Genomic DNA, 17,069 nt, shown 5'->3' with positions numbered 1-17,069 from the left:
CTGTGGGGACTGGTCGCGGGGGCGGTGGCCGGGGCGCTCGCCCCGGTGTTCGCCCGGGCCCGGCGGCGGCGCGACGCCGCCGGTTAGGCTGACGCGCGCGACCGGAGGGGGTGGGGGATGGCGGAGGACGAGGCGGCACCGCTGCCGGTCTTCGTCTACGGGACGCTGCGCCGCGGCGGCGGCAACTACGACGCGTTCCTGCGCGGGCGTACGGCCGAGGAGGTCCCGGCCCGGCTGGCGGGGGCGGTGCTGTACGAGGGCCCGGGCTATCCGTTCGCCGTGGCCGCGCCCACCGGTGAGATCCGCGGCGAGCTGATGACGCTCGCCCCGTCCGGCCACGCGGCCGTGCTCGCCGCCCTCGACGGGCTGGAGGGCTACCGCCCGGGGGACCCCGGCAACCTCTACGACCGGGTGGTGCGCGAGGTGCGCACCGAGCGCGGCGTGACCGTCCGCGCGTGGGTGTACCTGGCCGCCGAGCGGATCGCCCGCCGGCTGCGCGCGACGGACTCCCCGCTGCCCGACGGCACCTGGCCGCGCGGCGGCGTGTGACGACGGGCGCGCGCCGCGTCACCGCTCGTCCCACATGGTGAACGGTCGCCGAACTCGCGCAACCCGCGCCCTCCTTGGCCGGTCTTGCCGGTCGGACGGACGGCCCGTCGCCCGCCGTTCACGCTCCGTTGATTTCGTGTCAAGAGTTGATCAACTGTTGTGAACACCGTGTAAACAGTCTTTCCATGTGCATGCCAAGGGCTGCACAGTCTGCGCGGGACCACAGGTTCCCGCGGTGCACGAGTGACAGCACCGCCCCCCGCCAGCGGTCCGGCCACCCCGGGCCGTCATGACGCAAAGGGCGCTGAACAGTGCGTACATCCCCCACTTCCCCCGGCCGAATACTGACCGTCGCCGTCGCGGTGGCCGCCGCCGCGGCCATGGCCGGTGGTGCCGTGGCCGCTCCGGCCCCGGCGACGAGCGCGGCGCGAAGCGCCACGGTGGCCACGGCGAGACCCGGTTCCGCCGCCTCCCAGGTGGCGGGCGCCGACGTGGTGCGGGCGGCCCGCGCCGCCGCCGTCGCGCACGCCAAGGACACCGGCGTCGGCCCGCGGGAGACGCTGACCGCCAAGGACTCGCTGGTCGACCCCGAGGGCAAGCGCCACGTCCGGTTCGAGCGCGCCTACCAGGGCGTTCCGGTGGTCGGCGGCGACCTCGTCGTCCACCTCGACGCCAAGGGCGGCTACGCGGGCGTGACCCGGGCCGCGCGCCACCAGGTGGCCCTGAAGTCCGTGAAGCCCGAACTGACGGAGCGTCAGGCGGCCGCCAAGGCCGCCGAGGCGGTCAAGGGCACGGCGGGCCGGACCGAGCTGGTGGTGGACGCCACCCGCGGCAAGTCCGTCCTCGCCTACCGGGTGACCGTCACCGGGGGCCGCGCGGCCGAGAAGGGCACCCTCCGCGCGGTGACCGTGGACGCCGTCTCCGGCAAGGTCCTCGCCACCACCCCGCTCACCGACGCGTTCATCTCCCCCAAGCTCAAGGACACCCTGCGCGCCAAGGGCCGCACCGCCGCCCCGCGCCTGGGCGCGGCGGCCACCCCGCGGGCGGCCGGCACCGGCGCGGCGTCCACCTACCCCGCGCAGGCCAACGGCACCGGCGCCTCGATCTTCGACGGCACCGTCCCGCTCGTCACCACCCAGACCGCCCGCAGCTCGTTCACGCTCAAGGACCTCAGCCGCGGCAGCGCCGAGACCCGGAGCGCCGGCGGCCAGGAGCTCGACGTCTTCACCCGCGGCAAGGCGTTCGTCAACAGCACCAACCGCTGGGGCAACGGCACCGCCTCCGACCCCACCAGCGCCGCCGTGGACTCCCAGTTCGGCATCACCAGCACCTTCGACTACTACAAGGGCACCTTCGGCCGGAACGGCATCAAGAACGACGGTGTCGGCCCGCGCGCCCTGGTGCACTTCGGCAACCAGGTGGGCAACGCCTTCTGGTCCCCCGACTGCTGGTGCATGCTCTACGGCGACGGGGACGGCGAAACGTTCAAGCAGCCGCTGGTGGCGCTCGACGTCACCGGCCACGAGCTCACCCACGGCGTCATCTCGGCCACGGCCGGCTTCGAGCCGACCCGGGTGGACGCGCAGGGCAACCAGTTCGGCGAGGCCGGCTCGCTCAACGAGTCGTTCGCGGACATCTTCGGCACCGGCATGGAATTCCGCACCAACAACGCCGGCAACCCGCCGAACTACCTCCTCGGCGAGAAGCTCGGCCTGGACCAGCAGTTCCTGCGCCGCCTCGACAAGCCCTCGCTGGACAAGCTGGAGGGCACGGTCGACTACTGGGACCCCCAGTCCTACGACCGTGAGGTGCACGCCGGTTCGGGCGTCTCCTCGCACGCCTTCTACCTGCTCGCCGAGGGCAGCGGCAAGAAGACGATCGGGAAGTTCACCTACGACTCCCCCACCTACGACGGCCAGTCGGTGACGGGCATCGGCCGGGACAAGGCGGAGCAGATCTTCTACCGGGCCCTGACCCGGTACATGGTCTCGACGACCGACTTCCACGACGCCCGCAAGGCCACTCTCCAGGCCGCCGCGGACATCCACGGCGCCGGCAGCGCCGAGTACAAGGCCGTCGACCGCGCCTGGGCCGCGGTCAACGTGACCGAGGCCAACACCCCGTCCGTGAAGCGCTGACGAGGACGGCGGGCCTCCGGCCGCTCCGGCCGGGGGCCCGCCGCGTTCACCGGACCCGCTCCACCTCCGGGAACCCGGCCGGCGGCACCTCGTCGGGCCCGGTGTCCCGGTCGCGCAGCCGCCGGTCGAGGAAGCCGGCGACGACCGCCCGGGTGAGCGCCACCGACCGCTGCGGCGGCAGCGCGCCGAGGAGCCGCGTCACCGTCTCCCGGGGGACCGTGCCCCGCTCGGCGAGCGTCGGCAACAGCGCGGCGGCGTCGGTGAACGCGCCGTGGGCGGTGTCGCGGACGACCAGCCGGTGGACCCGGCCCCGGCTGTTGAGCACCAGCGCGTCCCAGCCCGGCCGGTTGTCCGCCACGTCCGCGGCCGAACCGAGCAGCAGGAACGGGCGGTCGAGCCCCTTCTCCGCCACCTCCCCCAGCCGGACGCCCGTCCCGTCGGCCTTCGTCGGGAAGTGCAGCTGCCCGTCGAGGTTCACCCCCGTGACGATCCGCCGGTCGTGGCACATGGTCTGGGCCGCGGTGAAACCGCCCGCGGAGTGCCCGACCATGCCCGTCCGGGACAGGTCCAGGGCCTCCGCCAGCCCGCGCGGCAGCCGCCGCGCCGCCGCCGTACGGCCGTCCCGGAGCGCGTCCAGCCGGTCCAGCACGAACCCGGTGTCGTCCACCCGGGTTTCCATCGACAGGCGCGTCAGCGCCGCGATGTCCCGGTCCTTCCGCTTCATGCGTTCGGGGAGGAGGGACGGCACCAGCCTGCCGTCCGGGAACCGGACCTCCGACGCCTCGTAGGTGTGGTCGACGGTGACGACGACGTAGCCCCGCGAGGCCAGGTCCTCGACGAGCCCGGTCCCCCAGGTGCGCGGATCGCCGATCCCGGACGACCAGAGCACGACCGGACGGGGACCGCCCGGCAGCACCCGGGCGCCGGCGCGGGCGTGACCGCGCGTCTCCGACCAGTCCGTACTGCCGGGCGGGACCAGGTAGTTGAGGGCGGCCATGCCCTCCTCCCCGCCGAAGTGGGCCGCCGCCGCGGGCTCCATGTGCGGCACCGGCTCGGCGCCGCCCGTTCCCGGGACGGCCGGGTACCAGAAGGTCACCATCAGCTCGCGCACCCGGTCGCGCCGCCAGGGATCGCGCCGGGAGGTGTCGGTCAGGGGCAGCGCGGCCGTACCGATCGCGTGGGGGCCGGTGGGCGCCGGCAGCCGGAGCGGCGCCGGACCCGCCTGGGGGCGGCGGCCGGCCGCCGCGGCCCGCGCCGCCGGTCCGGCGACGGCGGCCGCCAGGGCGGCGGCCACCACGGTCCGCCGGCCGGGCCTCCCGGGGCTCCGTCCGGTCTCGTACGTCGGCATGTGCTCTCCCTCCTGGCCCGCCGCGGGCCGGCGGGACGTCCGCGGCTTGGGCTGTACCGGCCGCGTGGGTCCATTCTGGCCGCCTGCCGGGCGCCGAACGGAATTGGGTCAGATGACTGTTGACCCTCCGAAGCGAACCATTTGAAGATGCAATGACCAATGGACCAAGGGCGCCCGGCCGCGAACGGAAGGTCCGCGGCGGCGTCGTGAACAGGCCCCTTACTCCGAAACGGAGCGCACCCATGACCACGTTACGGAAGAAGCTGCTGTCCGGCGGCGCCACCGCCCTCTCCGGTGCCGCGCTGCTGCTGGGCACCGGCCTCGCCCGGCCGGCCGCCGCGGCCGATCTCCCCCACGCCCCCGTGGCCTACTTCGCCTCCGGGGCGGACCTGACCGGCAGACAGACCCCGGTCGACATCACGGACACGACGTGCCGGAACCTCTCCGAACCGGCGCTCTCCGCAGTCAACTTCACCACCGCCGACATCAAGGTCTACTACAACCGCGACTGCCGCACCGGGCTCCCCGACCGGCCGAACGACTGGTACTACGCGCTCGGCAGCCTGCACTGGGCGAACTTCGCCTTCCCGGCCCTCAGCTACCAGGTCGTCCGCCACTGACGCGGCGCGCGCGGACCGCGTCCGGGCCCCCGGTGCGGTCCGCGCGCCCCGGGACGCCGTTCAGGCCGCCGCCGACAGCGGCTGTTCCGCCCAGATCGTCTTGCCGGCGGACGTGAACCGGGTGCCCCAGCGCCGGCAGAGCTGGGCGACCAGCAGCAGCCCCCGGCCGCCCTCGTCGAAGGCCCGGGCCCGGCGCATCCGCGGCGACGTGCTGCTGCCGTCGGATACCTCGCAGATCAGCGCGCCGTCCCGGATCAGCCGGAGCCGGATGGGCGGCGCGGCGTGCCGGATGGCGTTGGTGACCAGCTCGCTGACGACGAGTTCCGTGGTGAAGGCGAGCTCCTCCAGCCCCCACGCGGCCAGTTGGGCGGCGACGCGCTTGCGGGCGTCGGCCACGGACGCGGGGTGGTCGGGCAGTTCCCAGGTGCCCACCCGGTCGGCGTCCAGCGCCCTGGTGCGGGCCAGCAGGAGGGCGACGTCGTCGGCGGGCCGTTCCGGGAGGAGGGCGGCGAGGACGTCGTCGCAGGCGCGCTCCAGTCCGGCGGCGGGCCGCGCCAGGGTCCGCCGCAGCAGCCGGCCGCCCTCGTCGCCGGAGCCGGCGCCCCGCCCCTCGACGAGCCCGTCGGTGTAGAGCGCGAGCAGGCTGCCCTCGGGCACTTCCAGCTCCAGCGACTCGAACGGCAGCCCGCCGACGCCGAGGGCCGGGCCCGGCGGCAATTCCAGGAAGCGGGCGGTGCCGTCGGGGGTCACCAGGACGGGCGGCGGGTGGTCGGCGCTCGCGGCGACGAGGCGGCGGGAGACCGGGTCGTACACGGCGTAGAGGCAGGACGCGTCCGTCTCCCGCGCCTCGTCGCCGCCGTCGCCGTCCCGCGCCTCGGCCGCGCGGTCCTGGGCGAGCTGGACGACGAGGTCGTCGAGGTGGGTGAGGAGCTCGTCGGGGGGCAGATCGATGTCGGCCAGCGTGCGGACGGCCGCGCGCAGCCGGCCCATGGTGGCGGACGCCTGGAGCCCGTGCCCGACGACGTCGCCGACGACCAGCGCGACCCGGGCCCCGGAGAGCGGGATCACGTCGTACCAGTCGCCGCCGATGCCGGCCTGCGCGGTGGCGGGGAGGTAGCGGGAGGTGACCTCCACGGCCGCGTGGCCGGGCAGCCGCGCGGGCAGCAGGCTGCGCTGGAGCGTCAGGGCGACGGCCCGTTCGCGGGCGTAGCGGCGGGCGTTCTCCACGCACACGGCGGCGCGGGCGGTGATCTCCTCGGCGAGCAGCAGGTCGTGGTCGTCGAACGGCTCGGTGTCCGGGTGCCGGACGAACAGGGCCAGGCCGGAGACGGTGTCGTGCGCGGCCAGCGGTACGAGGAGGAGGGAGCCGATGCCGCGGGCGCGTACGGCCGGCGGCAGCGCGGGCGTGCTCGCGGCCCAGGAGCGGACCGCCGGTTCGTCACCCCGGTGGCGGGCGGGCTTGCCGGCGGCGAGGGCGAGGGCGGGCGGGGAGTTCGGCGGGCAGAGGTAGCCGCCCCCCGGGGAGGTCGAGGAAGCGGGGGTGTCAGGGGAGCCAGGGGAATCGGAGGGCGGGACCCCGGCAGCGGCGGCGTTCGGGTCCTCGGGGACCGCCCAGCGCCGGGCGGTGTGGCGCAGGGCGACGGCCTCGCCGGGGCGGGGCCGGCCGCCGTCCCCCTCCCCCGCGCCGTCCCCGGGACCGGTGCCTCCGGCGAGCAGGTCGACGGCCACGAAGTCGGCGAACCGGCCGACGGTGGAGTCGGCGAGCTCCGCCGCCGTGCGGTCCATGTCCAGGGTGGTGCCGATGCGGGCTCCGGCGTCGTTGACGAGCGCGAGCCGCTGCCGGGCTCGGTACTCGGCGGTGACGTCCAGGGCGGCGAGGGAGAGCCCGCGGGTGCGGCCTTCAGCGTCCTTGATCGGGGTGAAGAAGCTGGCCCAGGCGCGTTCGCGGCCGTCGCCCGGGGAGACGAAGTAGTTGTCGGCGCGGACCGCCCGGCCGGTGCGGAGGACCTCGTCACCGATGCGGGCGAACTCCTCGAACGGCGCCACGGGGAGCAGTTCGTCGAGGCGCCGGCCGGGGAGCCGGTCGGGCTCCAGGCCGCTCAGCCGGATCATCTCGTCGTTGGCGGTCACCAGCCGGTTGTGCCGGTCGTAGACGGCGAGCCCGATGGGGAACTGGGCCAGCGCCCACCGCCCCAGGTCGGCCGCGTCCTCCGGGGGCGGCTCCGGGGCGTCCGGTGCGGCGTTCGTGTCCATGCGGATTCATCCCGTTGCTCGGTGCGGTTCGGCGGTTCTCGCGACCCGCAGGAATCGAGGCCGGACTGATTGTTCCCGCCGGTCGCGACGGTTAAGCGTCCGGACGGGCGACCGGCCGATCCCGGGAATTCCGCTCCGTCGGCCGGAAGAGGGCGACCGGTTCGTCCGCGCGGCTCCGAGCTGGACTTTCGGGCCGCGCGGCGGGCGGAACCCGGCCCGGGAATCCCCGGCGGGAAATGACGGACTTCGCCACGGAATTCCGGGGTCCGGAACGTCCGAATGACGGCTCCGGCATTCCCTCGCGTCCGGGCTTCGGGAATCCACTCCGGGGGCGGAGGGCCATTCGCGGGATTCCGCTTCCGGTGGTTCCCCGGGCGGGGCAGCGGCCGGGCGGGGCCGGGGCAGGCTCAGGGGCGTGCCCCGCCGCCCACCGCCGGCAGGTCGGCGCAGCAGTGGCGGCACCGGGTGGCGGCGGCCGGCAGGTCCTCGGAGAGGCAGGACGGGCAGGTCCGTACGGGCCCCGGTTCGTCGAAGACGACGACGCCGCGCCGGGCCTGGATGTGCCGGTACGGCACCACGATGAGGAAGTAGACGACGGCCATGAAGATGAGGAAGTACACGGCCGCGGAGATGAAGGAGCCGAGGTCGAGGTAGGTGGCCCGGTTCCCGGCCCGGCCGAGCTGCCAGCCGAGGCCCAGCGCGTGGTCGCCCTGCAGACTGGTGATGAGCGGGTTGATCACGGAGTCCGTGAACGCCTTGATGAGGGTGCTCAGCGCCAGCGCGATGATCAGACCGACGGCGACGACGACGATGTCGCCGCGCATGACGAAGTTCTTGAATCCCTTGAGCATGACCGGCTCCCGAGCTTCGGACATTTCGGACGTGACGCTCCGAACGCTACCTTTTGCCCGCCCGAAACCGGTGGAGCCGCCCGGGTGCCCCCGGGCGGCCCCTCGGCCGTCGTCCTCCGGCCGTCGCTCCCCGCGCTACTTGCCGGCGCGGATGGTGAAGGGCAGCCGCTTGGACGAGAACGCCTGGTCGCCGTTGCTCACCGAGAAGCCGCTGTCCGCCGCGACCACGTCCCGGGGAGCGGAGCCGGCGACGGCCAGCCGCAGCCGGTAGACGGCCTGGGCGCCCGGGGCGAGCGCGGTCCGGTTCGGGCGCAGCGTGGCGCCCATGCCCGGGTCGCAGCCGCCGGCCGTCAGGGCGACCTTCTCCCAGCCGTGACCCGGCCGGTACTGCTGGAGCACCAGGTCCTTGGGGGTCAGGGCGTGCCGCTTGCCCGCGCCGTAGGCGTAGTAGTTGACGTTCAGCGCCGGGTAGGCGCGGTTGGTGGTGTTGCGCACCGTGATGGTGAAGGGGTGCGCCGCGCCGCCGCGCGTCAGCTTCGTGGTGCCGCTCGTCCAGCCGGTGACGGAGACCTGCGGCCGGGTGGCGGTCACGGTGCGGGACGGAGCCCGGTAGGTGTGGCCCCGGCCGTCGGCGACGGACGCGTTGACGGTGAGGGTGCCGGGCCGGTCGAGGTCCTGGAACCGCAGGGCGACGGCGTACGGGTGCTTGGCGCTCGCCTTGGGGGCCGAGACGGGGAAGGTGAACGTGCCCCGGTGCGGCCAGCTGCCGCCGCCGGAACGGGTGCCGAGGTCCACCCAGGCGTGCTTGGCGGGCTCGTACCGCTGGATCGCCACCGAGTCGGTGCTGAAGCCGCGGCTGCTGACGTCGAGGCGCGCCGTGCCCTTGGCAACGGGGGTGCGCAGGGTCAGACCGGCCTTGGACCACAGGCCGATGGGCGCCTGGGCGGAGGCGACGGAGTAGGAGAGCGCGCCCTTGCCCGCCAGGGTCGGCGGCACTTCCGGCGCCTGGTCCCGGTCGGCGGCGGGCACCGCCGGCGCGGCGGAGGCGCGGAAACCGCCGCAGTCGGGTTTGGCCGGCGCGGTCCGCGCCGCCGGAGCTGCCTCGGCCGACGCCGCGGTACCCGCGAGCACGACCCCGGCCGCCAGTACCACCGCCGCCTTCCCGGCCGCCTTCCGCACGCCCGACGACCGCCGCTGTGCGACTCTCTCTGTCATCAACTGTCCCCGCATTCGGGTTGTGTCCACCTCTGCACGATTCCGGTTGGGGAGAGGGGATTCCCCCGCTGGGGGTTCCCTCCGCCGCGTCCGGACCCACTCGTTCTCTCCCGCGGCCCCGAGAAGGGGTGAACGCGTGTGGTTCCGGCTTCCGTTCGGGGAACACTAGCGGGCCGTCAGGACCGGCGCACCAGCGCCCCGGCCGCTCGGGCCGCGATGTCACCCCGAGGCCGCCGCATCACCACCAGAACGGCGACCGCCGCCGCGGCCAGCACGCCCGCGGAAACCAGCGCGGCGAGGTGCAGCCCTTCCGTGAAAGCCCGGCTGACGATCCGTCCGATGGCGCCGTCACGCCCGGAATCCCACCCTCCGCCGGCCGTGACCGAGCGCACCGACCGCGCGGCGTCGGCCCCTCCGCCGGACGGCAGCCGGTCGCGCAGCGCGGCCTCGAAGCGCGTCGTGAACACCGCGCCCAGGACGGCCACTCCGGCCACCCCGCCCACCTCGCGGGTCATGCTCGTCGTCGCGGAGGCCATACCTGCCCGCTCGGCCGGCACCGCGCCCAGCACGGCGACGGAGACGGGCGTGAACACGAGGCCGAGACCGAGGCCGACGACACCCAGGAGCCAGCCGAAGTCGGCCAGGCGCGCGTCGGGCCCGTAGCGGGCGAAGGCGGCGAGGGCCGACGCGACGAGGAGGAGGCCGGTGGCGAGCGGCGGCCGCGGGCCGAAGCGGGCGCACAGCCGCCCGGCGGCGACCGAGGCCACGGCGGTCGACAGGGTGCACGGCGCCATGGCCCAGCCCGCCTCCGTGGGCGACAGCCCCAGGACGTACTGGAGGTGGAGGGTGAGGAACGTCCCGAGGCCGAAGAAGCCGAAGGCGGCGGCGCATCCCGCCCAGGCGGCGGTGCCGGCGATCCGGTTGGTCAGCAGGCGCAGGTCCGCCATCGGCGCCGCGGACCGCCGCTCGACGGCCACGAAGGCGGCCAGGGCGAGCAGCGCCACGGCTCCGGCGCCGGCCACCCGGACGTCGCACCACCCCCGGACGGGCCCCTCGACCAGCGCGTACACCAGGGCGCCGAGTCCGAGCGCGACGGTGGTCTGGCCTGCCGGGTCGGTACGGACGGCGGACCGGGGGACGTCCGGGAGCACCAGGTAGGCGAGGACCAGGCCGACGATCCCGACGGGCACGTTGATCCAGAAGACGCTCGCCCATCCGAAGTGGTCGACCAGAGGCCCGCCGACGACGGGGCCGAGGGCGAGTCCCGAGCCGGAGACCCCGCTCCAGATGCCGATCGCGCGGGCCCGTTCGGCGTCCCCGGTGTAGACGTGCCGGAGGATGGCGAGCGAGCCCGGGGTCAGCAGGGCCGCCCCCAGCCCCTGGACCGCCCGTCCCGCGACGAGGGCCGGAAGGCCGCCGGCGAGCGCGGACAGCGCGGAACCGCCGGTGAACAGGGCGAGGCCCGCGAGGTAGACCGGCCGTCTGCCCCACCGGTCCCCCAGCGCCCCGCCGCCGAGCAGCAGGGCGGCGTACACCAGGGCGTACGCCTCCACCACCCACTGGAGCCCGGCCGTTCCGATGCGCAGCTCGCTGCCGATGGCGGGCAGCGCGGTGGTCACGACGAGGTTGTCGAGCATGGCCATGAAGAGGCCGGAACAGAGCGTCGGCAGCACGAGCCGCGCACGGCCCCCGGTTCCCGTACCCACACCACTCCCCTAACAATGTTAGACGCTTCCCTAACGGCGTTAGTGTCGGCCTAACGGTGTTAGATTGCAAGCCGTCGAGTGGAACCCGGGGAGGACGAGGACGATGGCAGGACGCCGGACGGCCGGAAACACCTCGCTGACCAGGGAGGACCTGGCGGATGCCGCGCTGCGGCTGCTGGAGCGGGAGGGCCCCAAGGGGCTGACCATGCGCAAGGTGGCCGCCGAGGTGGGCGTTCAGGCGGCCTCCCTGTACTGGCACGTCCAGAACAAGGAGGAGTTGCTCGACCTCGCCGCCGACGCGCTCTGGGAGGGCTACGTCCCGCTCCCGCCCGACCGCGTGCCCGCGCCCGGGGACTGGCGCGACTGCGTCGCGACCGCCGCCCGGCGGCTGCGGGCACACCTGCTGGCGCACGCGTCCGCCGTGCGGGTGCTCGCCGGGCGCTTCGCGCCGGGGGCGCGGGCCCTCGGCCCGCTGGAGGAGACGTTCGGGATGCTGCGCCGCCTCGGCTTCGGTCCCGCGGACACGGCCCTCGGCGCCTACACCGTCATGATCTGGGTGCAGGGCTTCGTCCTGCACGAGGCCGTGCCCATGTCGGCCGCCGAGGAGCGCGGGGCGACGCCCGCCGAGGCCGTCGCGGAGACCCGCCGACGCCTGGCCGAACTGCCCGCCGAGCGCTACCCGCACCTCGTCGCCCTGGCCGGGGAGCTCACCGGGCCGGACATGGACAGCCGCTTCGAGTTCGGCCTGGACCGGCTGCTGGACGGGCTGGGAGCGCTGCGGCAGGCCGGTCCCGAGTGAGCGGGCCGGGGCCCGCGGCTTGGGAGGGATGTGACGTCTGTGATGTGCTGTGGCCTCCCGTCGCTCGATCCCACACGCCAGGAGGCGCCCCAGCATGGCCCGGATACCGATAGCCAAGGCACCGTCGGGGAGACGGTGCCCAACGGAGACGGCGTCGGGCCGGCCTCCCGGGGGACGCGGTCCGGGCCGTCGCCCCGCTCTTCCCGCCGCCGCCGTCCGGTTCCTGCGGCTCGACCGGCTCGACGCCGTGGACCGGACCGTGCTCGGTCTCTACGCCCTCACCCGGATCGCCGTCCTGATCACGGGCTACTGCTCGGCCTGGATGTTCACCTCCGACCCCGAGGCCCGTGAGACGCCCTCGTTTCTGTCGCTGTGGGCGCGCTGGGACTGGGACTTCTTCTCGCGCATCGCCCAGGGCGGCTACTTCGCCGAGCCCGGCGCCCCCGGCTCCGCCCGCCCGGACAACCGGGAGGCGTTCTTCCCCGGCCTGCCCATGGTCCTGCGCGCCGTGCACACCGTGGTGCCGAGCTGGCCGCTGACCGGACTGCTGATCTCCCTCGTCGCCGGTGCGGTGGCCGCCGTGGCCCTCGCCCGGATCGCGCGGCTGCGCCTCCCGGCGGAGACCGGGGAGCGGGCGGGGCCGCGTGCCGCGCTGTTCCTGCTGGTGTCGCCGTGCGCGGTGTTCCTGGCGGTCGGCTACACGGAGGCCCTGTTCCTGGCCTTCGCCCTGCCGGCCTGGCTGGCCGCCGAGCGGCACCGCTGGGCGCTCGCCGGAGTGCTGGGCGCCCTGGCCACGACCGTCCGCGTCAGCGGCCTCTTCCTCGCGGCGGCGCTCGTCGTCCGGTTCCTGGTCGCCGGACGGGAGCACCGGCGGTGGCGCTCGGCCGGCTGGCTGGCGCTCCCGGGCCTGCCCGCCCTGGCCTACAGCTGGTACCTCCAGGCGCACACCGGCGACTGGATGGCCTGGAAGCACGCGCAGGAGCGCGGCTGGTACCGGCAGTTCCACACCCCCTGGGAGTCCTGGCTGCACACCTGGGACGCCGCCTTCTCGCACGCCCACCCCACGAGCTACGCGGCGATGTTCCAGGCGGAGCTGCTCGCCATGGCGGTCGGGGTGCTGCTGCTGGCACTGCTGGTGCGGCGGCGGCAGTGGCCGGAGGCGGTGTACATCGGACTGAGCCTGTGGGCCCTGGGCACCTCGTACTGGTACATGTCCGTGCCCCGGGCCACCCTGCTGTGGTGGCCGCTCTGGGTCGCGCTCGCGGTGGCGAGCGTGCGCCGGCCGTGGATCCGCGCCGGCTACCTGACGGTGGCGGCCCCCCTGGCGACCGTGCTCGCCCTCGCCTTCACGTCCGGCAAGTGGGCCGGCTGATTCACCTCCGGCGCGTGGGCCGGCCCACGCGCCCCGGCGAGTGGGCCGGCCGAGCGGTCAGCGCTCGCCGGCCACGGCGTCGCGCCCCTCGGGCGCGGCCGTACCGCCGGCCGCCTCCAGACTCCAGCTCGCCAGCAGCCGCAGGGACTCGGCGGACGCCGACCCCGGCTCGGCGTGGTACGTGACCAGCCGCTGGTCCTGGTCCACGGGCAGCACCAACGTCTCGCAGGCCAGGGTCAGCGGGCCGACGACGGGGTGGCGCAGCTCCTTGACGCCGAAGCACTTGTCGCGGACGTCGTGGGCGGCCCACAGCCCCCGGAACTCCGGGCTCTTCATGGAGAGCTCGCCGATGAGCGAGGCCAGGGCGGGGTCGTCGGGGTAGCAGCCGGCGTGGGTGCGCAGCAGCGCGACGATGTCGGCCGCCTTGCCGTCCCAGTCGGCGTAGAGCTCCCGGGTCGCCGGGTCGAGGAAGACCATCCAGGCCATGTTGCGCCGCTGCGGGGGCAGGGCGCCGAAGTCGCCCAGCAGCGCGGTGTTCATCCGGTTCCAGGCGAGGATGTCCAGCCGCCGGCCCAGCACGTGCGCGGGCACGTTCTCCATCGCGTCCAGCAGGTGCCGCACGGCGGGCCGGACGCGCTGCGGCCGGTCGGCGGGCCGCCGCGGCCGGTTGTCGGGGCGGGCCAGCTTGTGCAGGTGGTGCCGTTCGGCCGCGTCCAGCCGGAGCGCGTCGGCGATGGCGTCCAGCACCGACGCCGACACGTTCTGGCCGCGGCCCTGTTCGAGGCGGGTGTAGTAGGCGACGCTCACCCCCGCGACCTGCGCGAGCTCCTCACGGCGCAGCCCCGGCACCCGCCGCCGCCCGCCGAAGGGCTTCAGCCCGACGTCCTCCGGCCGCAGCCTGGCCCGCCGGGAGCGGAGGAATTCGCTGAGCTCTGTCACTTTGGTTGCCACGCGTCCACCCTAGCCAAGGCTAGGGCGTTACTCGCTGCAACCGTCGGGTGACGGGCGCCGCGCGTCACGGCGCTAGCACGGCAGCGTGATCCGGTACGAGCGCTCGCTCGGCTTGATGTCGTTCGCGTCGTCGGTCCAGTAGGGACCCTTCTGGCGGAACGTGAAAGTGACGGTGTACGTCCCGCAGGAGAAGGGGTTCTGATTGGTGTCGTCCGACAGCTCGCGCGCGACCTGCTGTCGGTGGGACCCGTACCAGCTGCTCGTCCCGTCCTTGTCGAGCGACCCCTCGCCCGTCCAGTCGGCGGGGTAGTCGGGGCTTGCGCTGTACCAGGAGCCACCCCAGTAGTAGGTGTTATTGCGGGTGCTCACCCGTACAGCGTCGTCGGAGTGGTCGGAGTGGCTGCCGACGTGCAGACACACCTGGACGTCGGCGTACGTGTATCCGCCACCGCCGTAGAGGTTCTCGGTGGGGGCGCAGTAGTCGCCGGAGGGGACGGCCGCCGCGCGGGCCGGCGCGGCGGGGGCCGGGGTGGCGAGCAGGCAGCCCGAGAGCGCCACCACCGAAGCCAGGGCGAGCATCCCGCATCTTCCGAGCGCAGAGCGAACCATTGCGGACCTCCCGTGCCCCTGCCCGCACCGGTGGGCTCCGATGCGGTGGAGTACCAGAGCAGCACGTGCCGCACACGTATGACCCGCCCCGCGACCGGATCCCATCCCATCAAGTGAGGAGTCGATGACCTGTGCGCGCCCCGGTGCCCCGGCGCAAGGTGGTCCTGCCAGTGGTAGGAACCGTGAGCCTACGTTGAACGGGGCCCTGGCTGACCGCCCCGCCGGCTCGCATGATCGAAGGCATGAACAGCATGACCGTCGCCGCGTACGCCGCACCGGCCCCGAAGGCCCCGCTCCACAAGACGACCATCACCCGCCGCGCCCTGGGGGCGCACGACATCCTCATCGACATCAAGTACGCGGGCATCTGCCACTCCGACATCCACACCGTCCAGGGCGACTGGGGCGACCGCGTCTACCCGATCGTCCCCGGCCACGAGATCGCCGGCGTGGTCGCCGCGGTCGGCGCCGAGGTCACCCGGTACGCCGTCGGCGACCGGGTCGGCGTGGACTGCTTCGTCGACTCCTGCCGCACCTGTGACAACTGCCGCGCCGGTCTCCAGCAGTACTGCACGGGCGAGTCGGGCATGATCGGCACCTACGCCGCCACCGGCCGGGACGGTGAGCAGACTCAGGGCGGCTACTCGACCCACGTCGTGGTGGACGAGGAGTACGTCCTGCGCATCCCGGACGCCATCCCGCTGGACACCGCCGCCCCGCTGCTGTGCGCGGGCGTGACCCTGTACTCCCCGCTCGCCCACTGGCAGGCGGGCCCGGGGAAGAAGGTCGCGATCGTCGGTCTGGGCGGCCTGGGCCACCTCGGTGTGAAGATCGCGCACGCGATGGGCGCCGAGGTCACCGTCCTCAGCCAGTCGCTGCGCAAGCGGGAGGACGGCCTGCGGCTCGGCGCCGACCACTACCGGGCCACCTCCGACCCGGCCACCTTCGAGGAGCTGGCGGGCACCTTCGACCTGATCGTCAACACCGTCTCGGCCGAGCTGGACCTGGACGCCTACCTGGGCCTGCTGCGGCCGGGCGGCACCATGGTCCAGCTCGGCGGCCCCGAGAAGCCGCTGGCCGTCTCGCCGTTCGCCCTGATCACGCACCGCAAGTCGCTCGCCGGCTCGATGATCGGCGGCATCCCCGAGACCCAGGAGACGCTGGACTTCTGCGCCGAGCACGGCATCGCCGCCGAGGTCGAGGTGATCGAGGCCGCCCGGGTCAACGAGGCGTACGAGCGGGTGCTGGCCGGTGACGTCCGCTTCCGGTTTGTCATCGACACCGCCACCATCTGACCGCGCGCGGGAGGCCCCCGGGACGCCGTAAGGGCGCACCCGGGGGCCGTCGCACGGATCATCTCACGGCAGTTGGGCCCCGACGGCGCGCAGGGCGGTGGTGACGGGCTGGAAGAACGTCTCGCCTCCGGAGGAGCAGTTGCCGCTGCCGCCGGAGGTGATGCCGAGCGCGGAGGACCCTGCGAACAGGGCGCCGCCGCTGTCGCCCGGCTCGGCGCAGACGGTGGTGTCGATCAGCCCTCTGACCGTGCCCTCCGCGTAGTTGACGGTGGCGTTCAGCCCGGTGACCTGGCCGCCGTGCACCCGGGTGGTGCTGCCGCTGCGCTGCACCCGCTGGCCCACGGTGGCCTCGGCGGCGGCGGTGATGGTCTGCTGCCCGCCGTTGTAGAGGTCGACCGCGCTGGGGTGGGCGATGTTGGCGGTGTACTGGACGAGCGCGTAGTCGCTGCCCGGGAAGACGGACTTGACCACCCTGCCGATGGCGGCGCCGCCCTGCCGGTCGGACCAGGTGGACGAGATGTTGCCGCAGTGCCCGGCGGTGAGGAAGTGCGGCTGCCCGTTCCTGGTGACGTTGAAGCCCAGGGAACAGCGGGCCCGCGAGGCGTAGATGGCGTCGCCGCCGGCCAGGGTCGGCCGGAAGGCGCCGGGGACGCGGACCAGGGTCGCCGCGTCGCCGAGGGAGGCCACGGTCTCGTTCAGCCGGGCCAGTCCGGCGCCGCGCACGGTGCTGTCGGCCTTGACGACGACCTTGTCGGTGCGCGGGTCGACCGACCACGCCGTGCCGGGGATACGCGCCCGGGCGTCCAGGGTCCGCTCGGCCGCGGCGAGCCGCTGGGCCGAGCGGGCGACCGTACGCGGTTCGGCGCCGGCCGCCCGCACCGCGGCGGCGGTCTTCGCGTCGACGACGTTGACGACCAGTTTCCGGGCCGCGGCGTCGTAGTAGGCGCCGGCGGTACGGTCGCCGAGGTCATGGGTGATCCGCTGGGCGAGCGCGCCCGCCTGGGCGTCCGTCAGCGGGGTGGGGTCCGGCACGGGTGAGGCGCCCGCGCCCTGTGCGCCGAGGGCGGTCGCGGTCATGACCGCCGCCGCTGTCGCGGCCAGGGCGGCGCGGCGCGCGCGTGTCCGTCGTGTGGTCAACTCGACCTCCTGTGAGGGGGGTGTGCCCGCCGTTCACGGCGGGCCCGGAGGCAGGCGAGAGGCCGGCCGCGACGACCATGCGTTCGTCGCGTCCATGCCAAACGTGGACCGAGTATCGGACCGCTCCCGTCCGCCTACAAGATACGAGGCAGTCCGACTCCCGTGAGACACACGGGAATGCGTCACCCCCGGACACCTCCCCCGGCCGCCCCACGACCACCCACTC

14 protein-coding genes are annotated in these 17,069 nt (G+C 74.4%); 6 read left to right on the top strand and 8 right to left on the bottom strand.

The window, feature by feature from the left end; all coding sequences use genetic code 11:
- Positions 1-117 precede the first annotated feature (117 nt).
- On the top strand, positions 118-549 hold the full coding sequence (locus ACSNOK_RS18330) for a gamma-glutamylcyclotransferase family protein (RefSeq protein WP_436781780.1): 432 nt from the start codon (positions 118-120) through the stop codon (positions 547-549).
- A 380-nt stretch (positions 550-929) separates the two neighbouring features.
- Positions 930-2,687, top strand: coding sequence for a M4 family metallopeptidase (locus tag ACSNOK_RS18325; protein ID WP_436781781.1), 1,758 nt, complete (start codon positions 930-932; stop codon positions 2,685-2,687).
- Between the two features lie 46 nt (positions 2,688-2,733).
- Here ACSNOK_RS18325 and ACSNOK_RS18320 read toward each other — a convergent pair whose 3' ends face one another.
- Positions 2,734-4,035 (bottom strand): alpha/beta hydrolase family protein, encoded by a 1,302-nt coding sequence (locus ACSNOK_RS18320; protein ID WP_436781779.1) that lies wholly within the window; start codon positions 4,033-4,035, stop codon positions 2,734-2,736.
- 242 nt (positions 4,036-4,277) lie between these two features.
- Between ACSNOK_RS18320 and ACSNOK_RS18315 the strand changes: the two genes are divergently transcribed.
- Positions 4,278-4,655 carry a hypothetical protein gene (locus ACSNOK_RS18315; protein WP_436781778.1) on the top strand — a complete coding sequence of 126 codons (378 nt, stop codon included), beginning with the start codon at positions 4,278-4,280 and terminating at the stop codon, positions 4,653-4,655.
- A gap of 60 nt (positions 4,656-4,715) precedes the next feature.
- Here ACSNOK_RS18315 and ACSNOK_RS18310 read toward each other — a convergent pair whose 3' ends face one another.
- From ACSNOK_RS18310 to ACSNOK_RS18295, 4 genes are all read right to left on the bottom strand, one after another.
- Positions 4,716-6,908 carry a SpoIIE family protein phosphatase gene (locus ACSNOK_RS18310; RefSeq protein WP_436781777.1) on the bottom strand — a complete coding sequence of 731 codons (2,193 nt, stop codon included), beginning with the start codon at positions 6,906-6,908 and terminating at the stop codon, positions 4,716-4,718.
- A gap of 407 nt (positions 6,909-7,315) precedes the next feature.
- Entirely contained in the window at positions 7,316-7,759 is a 444-nt protein-coding gene (locus ACSNOK_RS18305) for an MscL family protein (protein ID WP_436781776.1), read from the bottom strand.
- A gap of 135 nt (positions 7,760-7,894) precedes the next feature.
- Positions 7,895-8,974 carry a hypothetical protein gene (locus ACSNOK_RS18300; RefSeq protein WP_436781775.1) on the bottom strand — a complete coding sequence of 360 codons (1,080 nt, stop codon included), beginning with the start codon at positions 8,972-8,974 and terminating at the stop codon, positions 7,895-7,897.
- A 176-nt stretch (positions 8,975-9,150) separates the two neighbouring features.
- Positions 9,151-10,680, bottom strand: coding sequence for an MFS transporter (locus tag ACSNOK_RS18295; RefSeq protein WP_436781774.1), 1,530 nt, complete (start codon positions 10,678-10,680; stop codon positions 9,151-9,153).
- A gap of 103 nt (positions 10,681-10,783) precedes the next feature.
- Here ACSNOK_RS18295 and ACSNOK_RS18290 point away from each other — a divergent pair, with 103 nt between their 5' ends.
- Both ACSNOK_RS18290 and ACSNOK_RS18285 read left to right on the top strand, forming a co-directional pair.
- A complete protein-coding gene (locus tag ACSNOK_RS18290) occupies positions 10,784-11,479 on the top strand; it encodes a TetR/AcrR family transcriptional regulator (RefSeq protein WP_436781773.1) in 696 nt (231 codons plus the stop codon).
- Positions 11,480-11,573: 94 nt separating this feature from the next.
- A complete protein-coding gene (locus ACSNOK_RS18285) occupies positions 11,574-12,851 on the top strand; it encodes a mannosyltransferase family protein (RefSeq protein WP_436781772.1) in 1,278 nt (425 codons plus the stop codon).
- 57 nt (positions 12,852-12,908) lie between these two features.
- Here the strand turns inward: ACSNOK_RS18285 and ACSNOK_RS18280 are convergent, their stop codons facing one another.
- Positions 12,909-13,802, bottom strand: coding sequence for a helix-turn-helix domain-containing protein (locus ACSNOK_RS18280; protein WP_436781771.1), 894 nt, complete (start codon positions 13,800-13,802; stop codon positions 12,909-12,911).
- Between the two features lie 72 nt (positions 13,803-13,874).
- Positions 13,875-14,381, bottom strand: a complete 507-nt coding sequence (locus tag ACSNOK_RS18275) for a hypothetical protein (RefSeq protein ID WP_436781770.1) — start codon at positions 14,379-14,381, stop codon at positions 13,875-13,877.
- Positions 14,382-14,653: 272 nt separating this feature from the next.
- On the opposite strand from ACSNOK_RS18275, the gene ACSNOK_RS18270 reads away from it, so the two are divergent.
- Positions 14,654-15,706, top strand: coding sequence for an NAD(P)-dependent alcohol dehydrogenase (locus ACSNOK_RS18270; RefSeq protein ID WP_436781769.1), 1,053 nt, complete (start codon positions 14,654-14,656; stop codon positions 15,704-15,706).
- A gap of 63 nt (positions 15,707-15,769) precedes the next feature.
- Here ACSNOK_RS18270 and ACSNOK_RS18265 read toward each other — a convergent pair whose 3' ends face one another.
- Positions 15,770-16,843: a S1 family peptidase gene (locus ACSNOK_RS18265; protein WP_436781768.1), complete on the bottom strand. Its 1,074-nt coding sequence runs from the start codon at positions 16,841-16,843 to the stop codon at positions 15,770-15,772.
- Positions 16,844-17,069: the final 226 nt, after the last annotated feature.

Origin of the sequence: Streptomyces sp. URMC 126 (assembly GCF_051386555.1) — a bacterium.
Lineage (GTDB): Bacteria > Actinomycetota > Actinomycetes > Streptomycetales > Streptomycetaceae > Streptomyces.
Note: the sequence above shows the minus strand (reverse complement) of the source record. Positions and strands in the feature narration are given on the sequence as shown.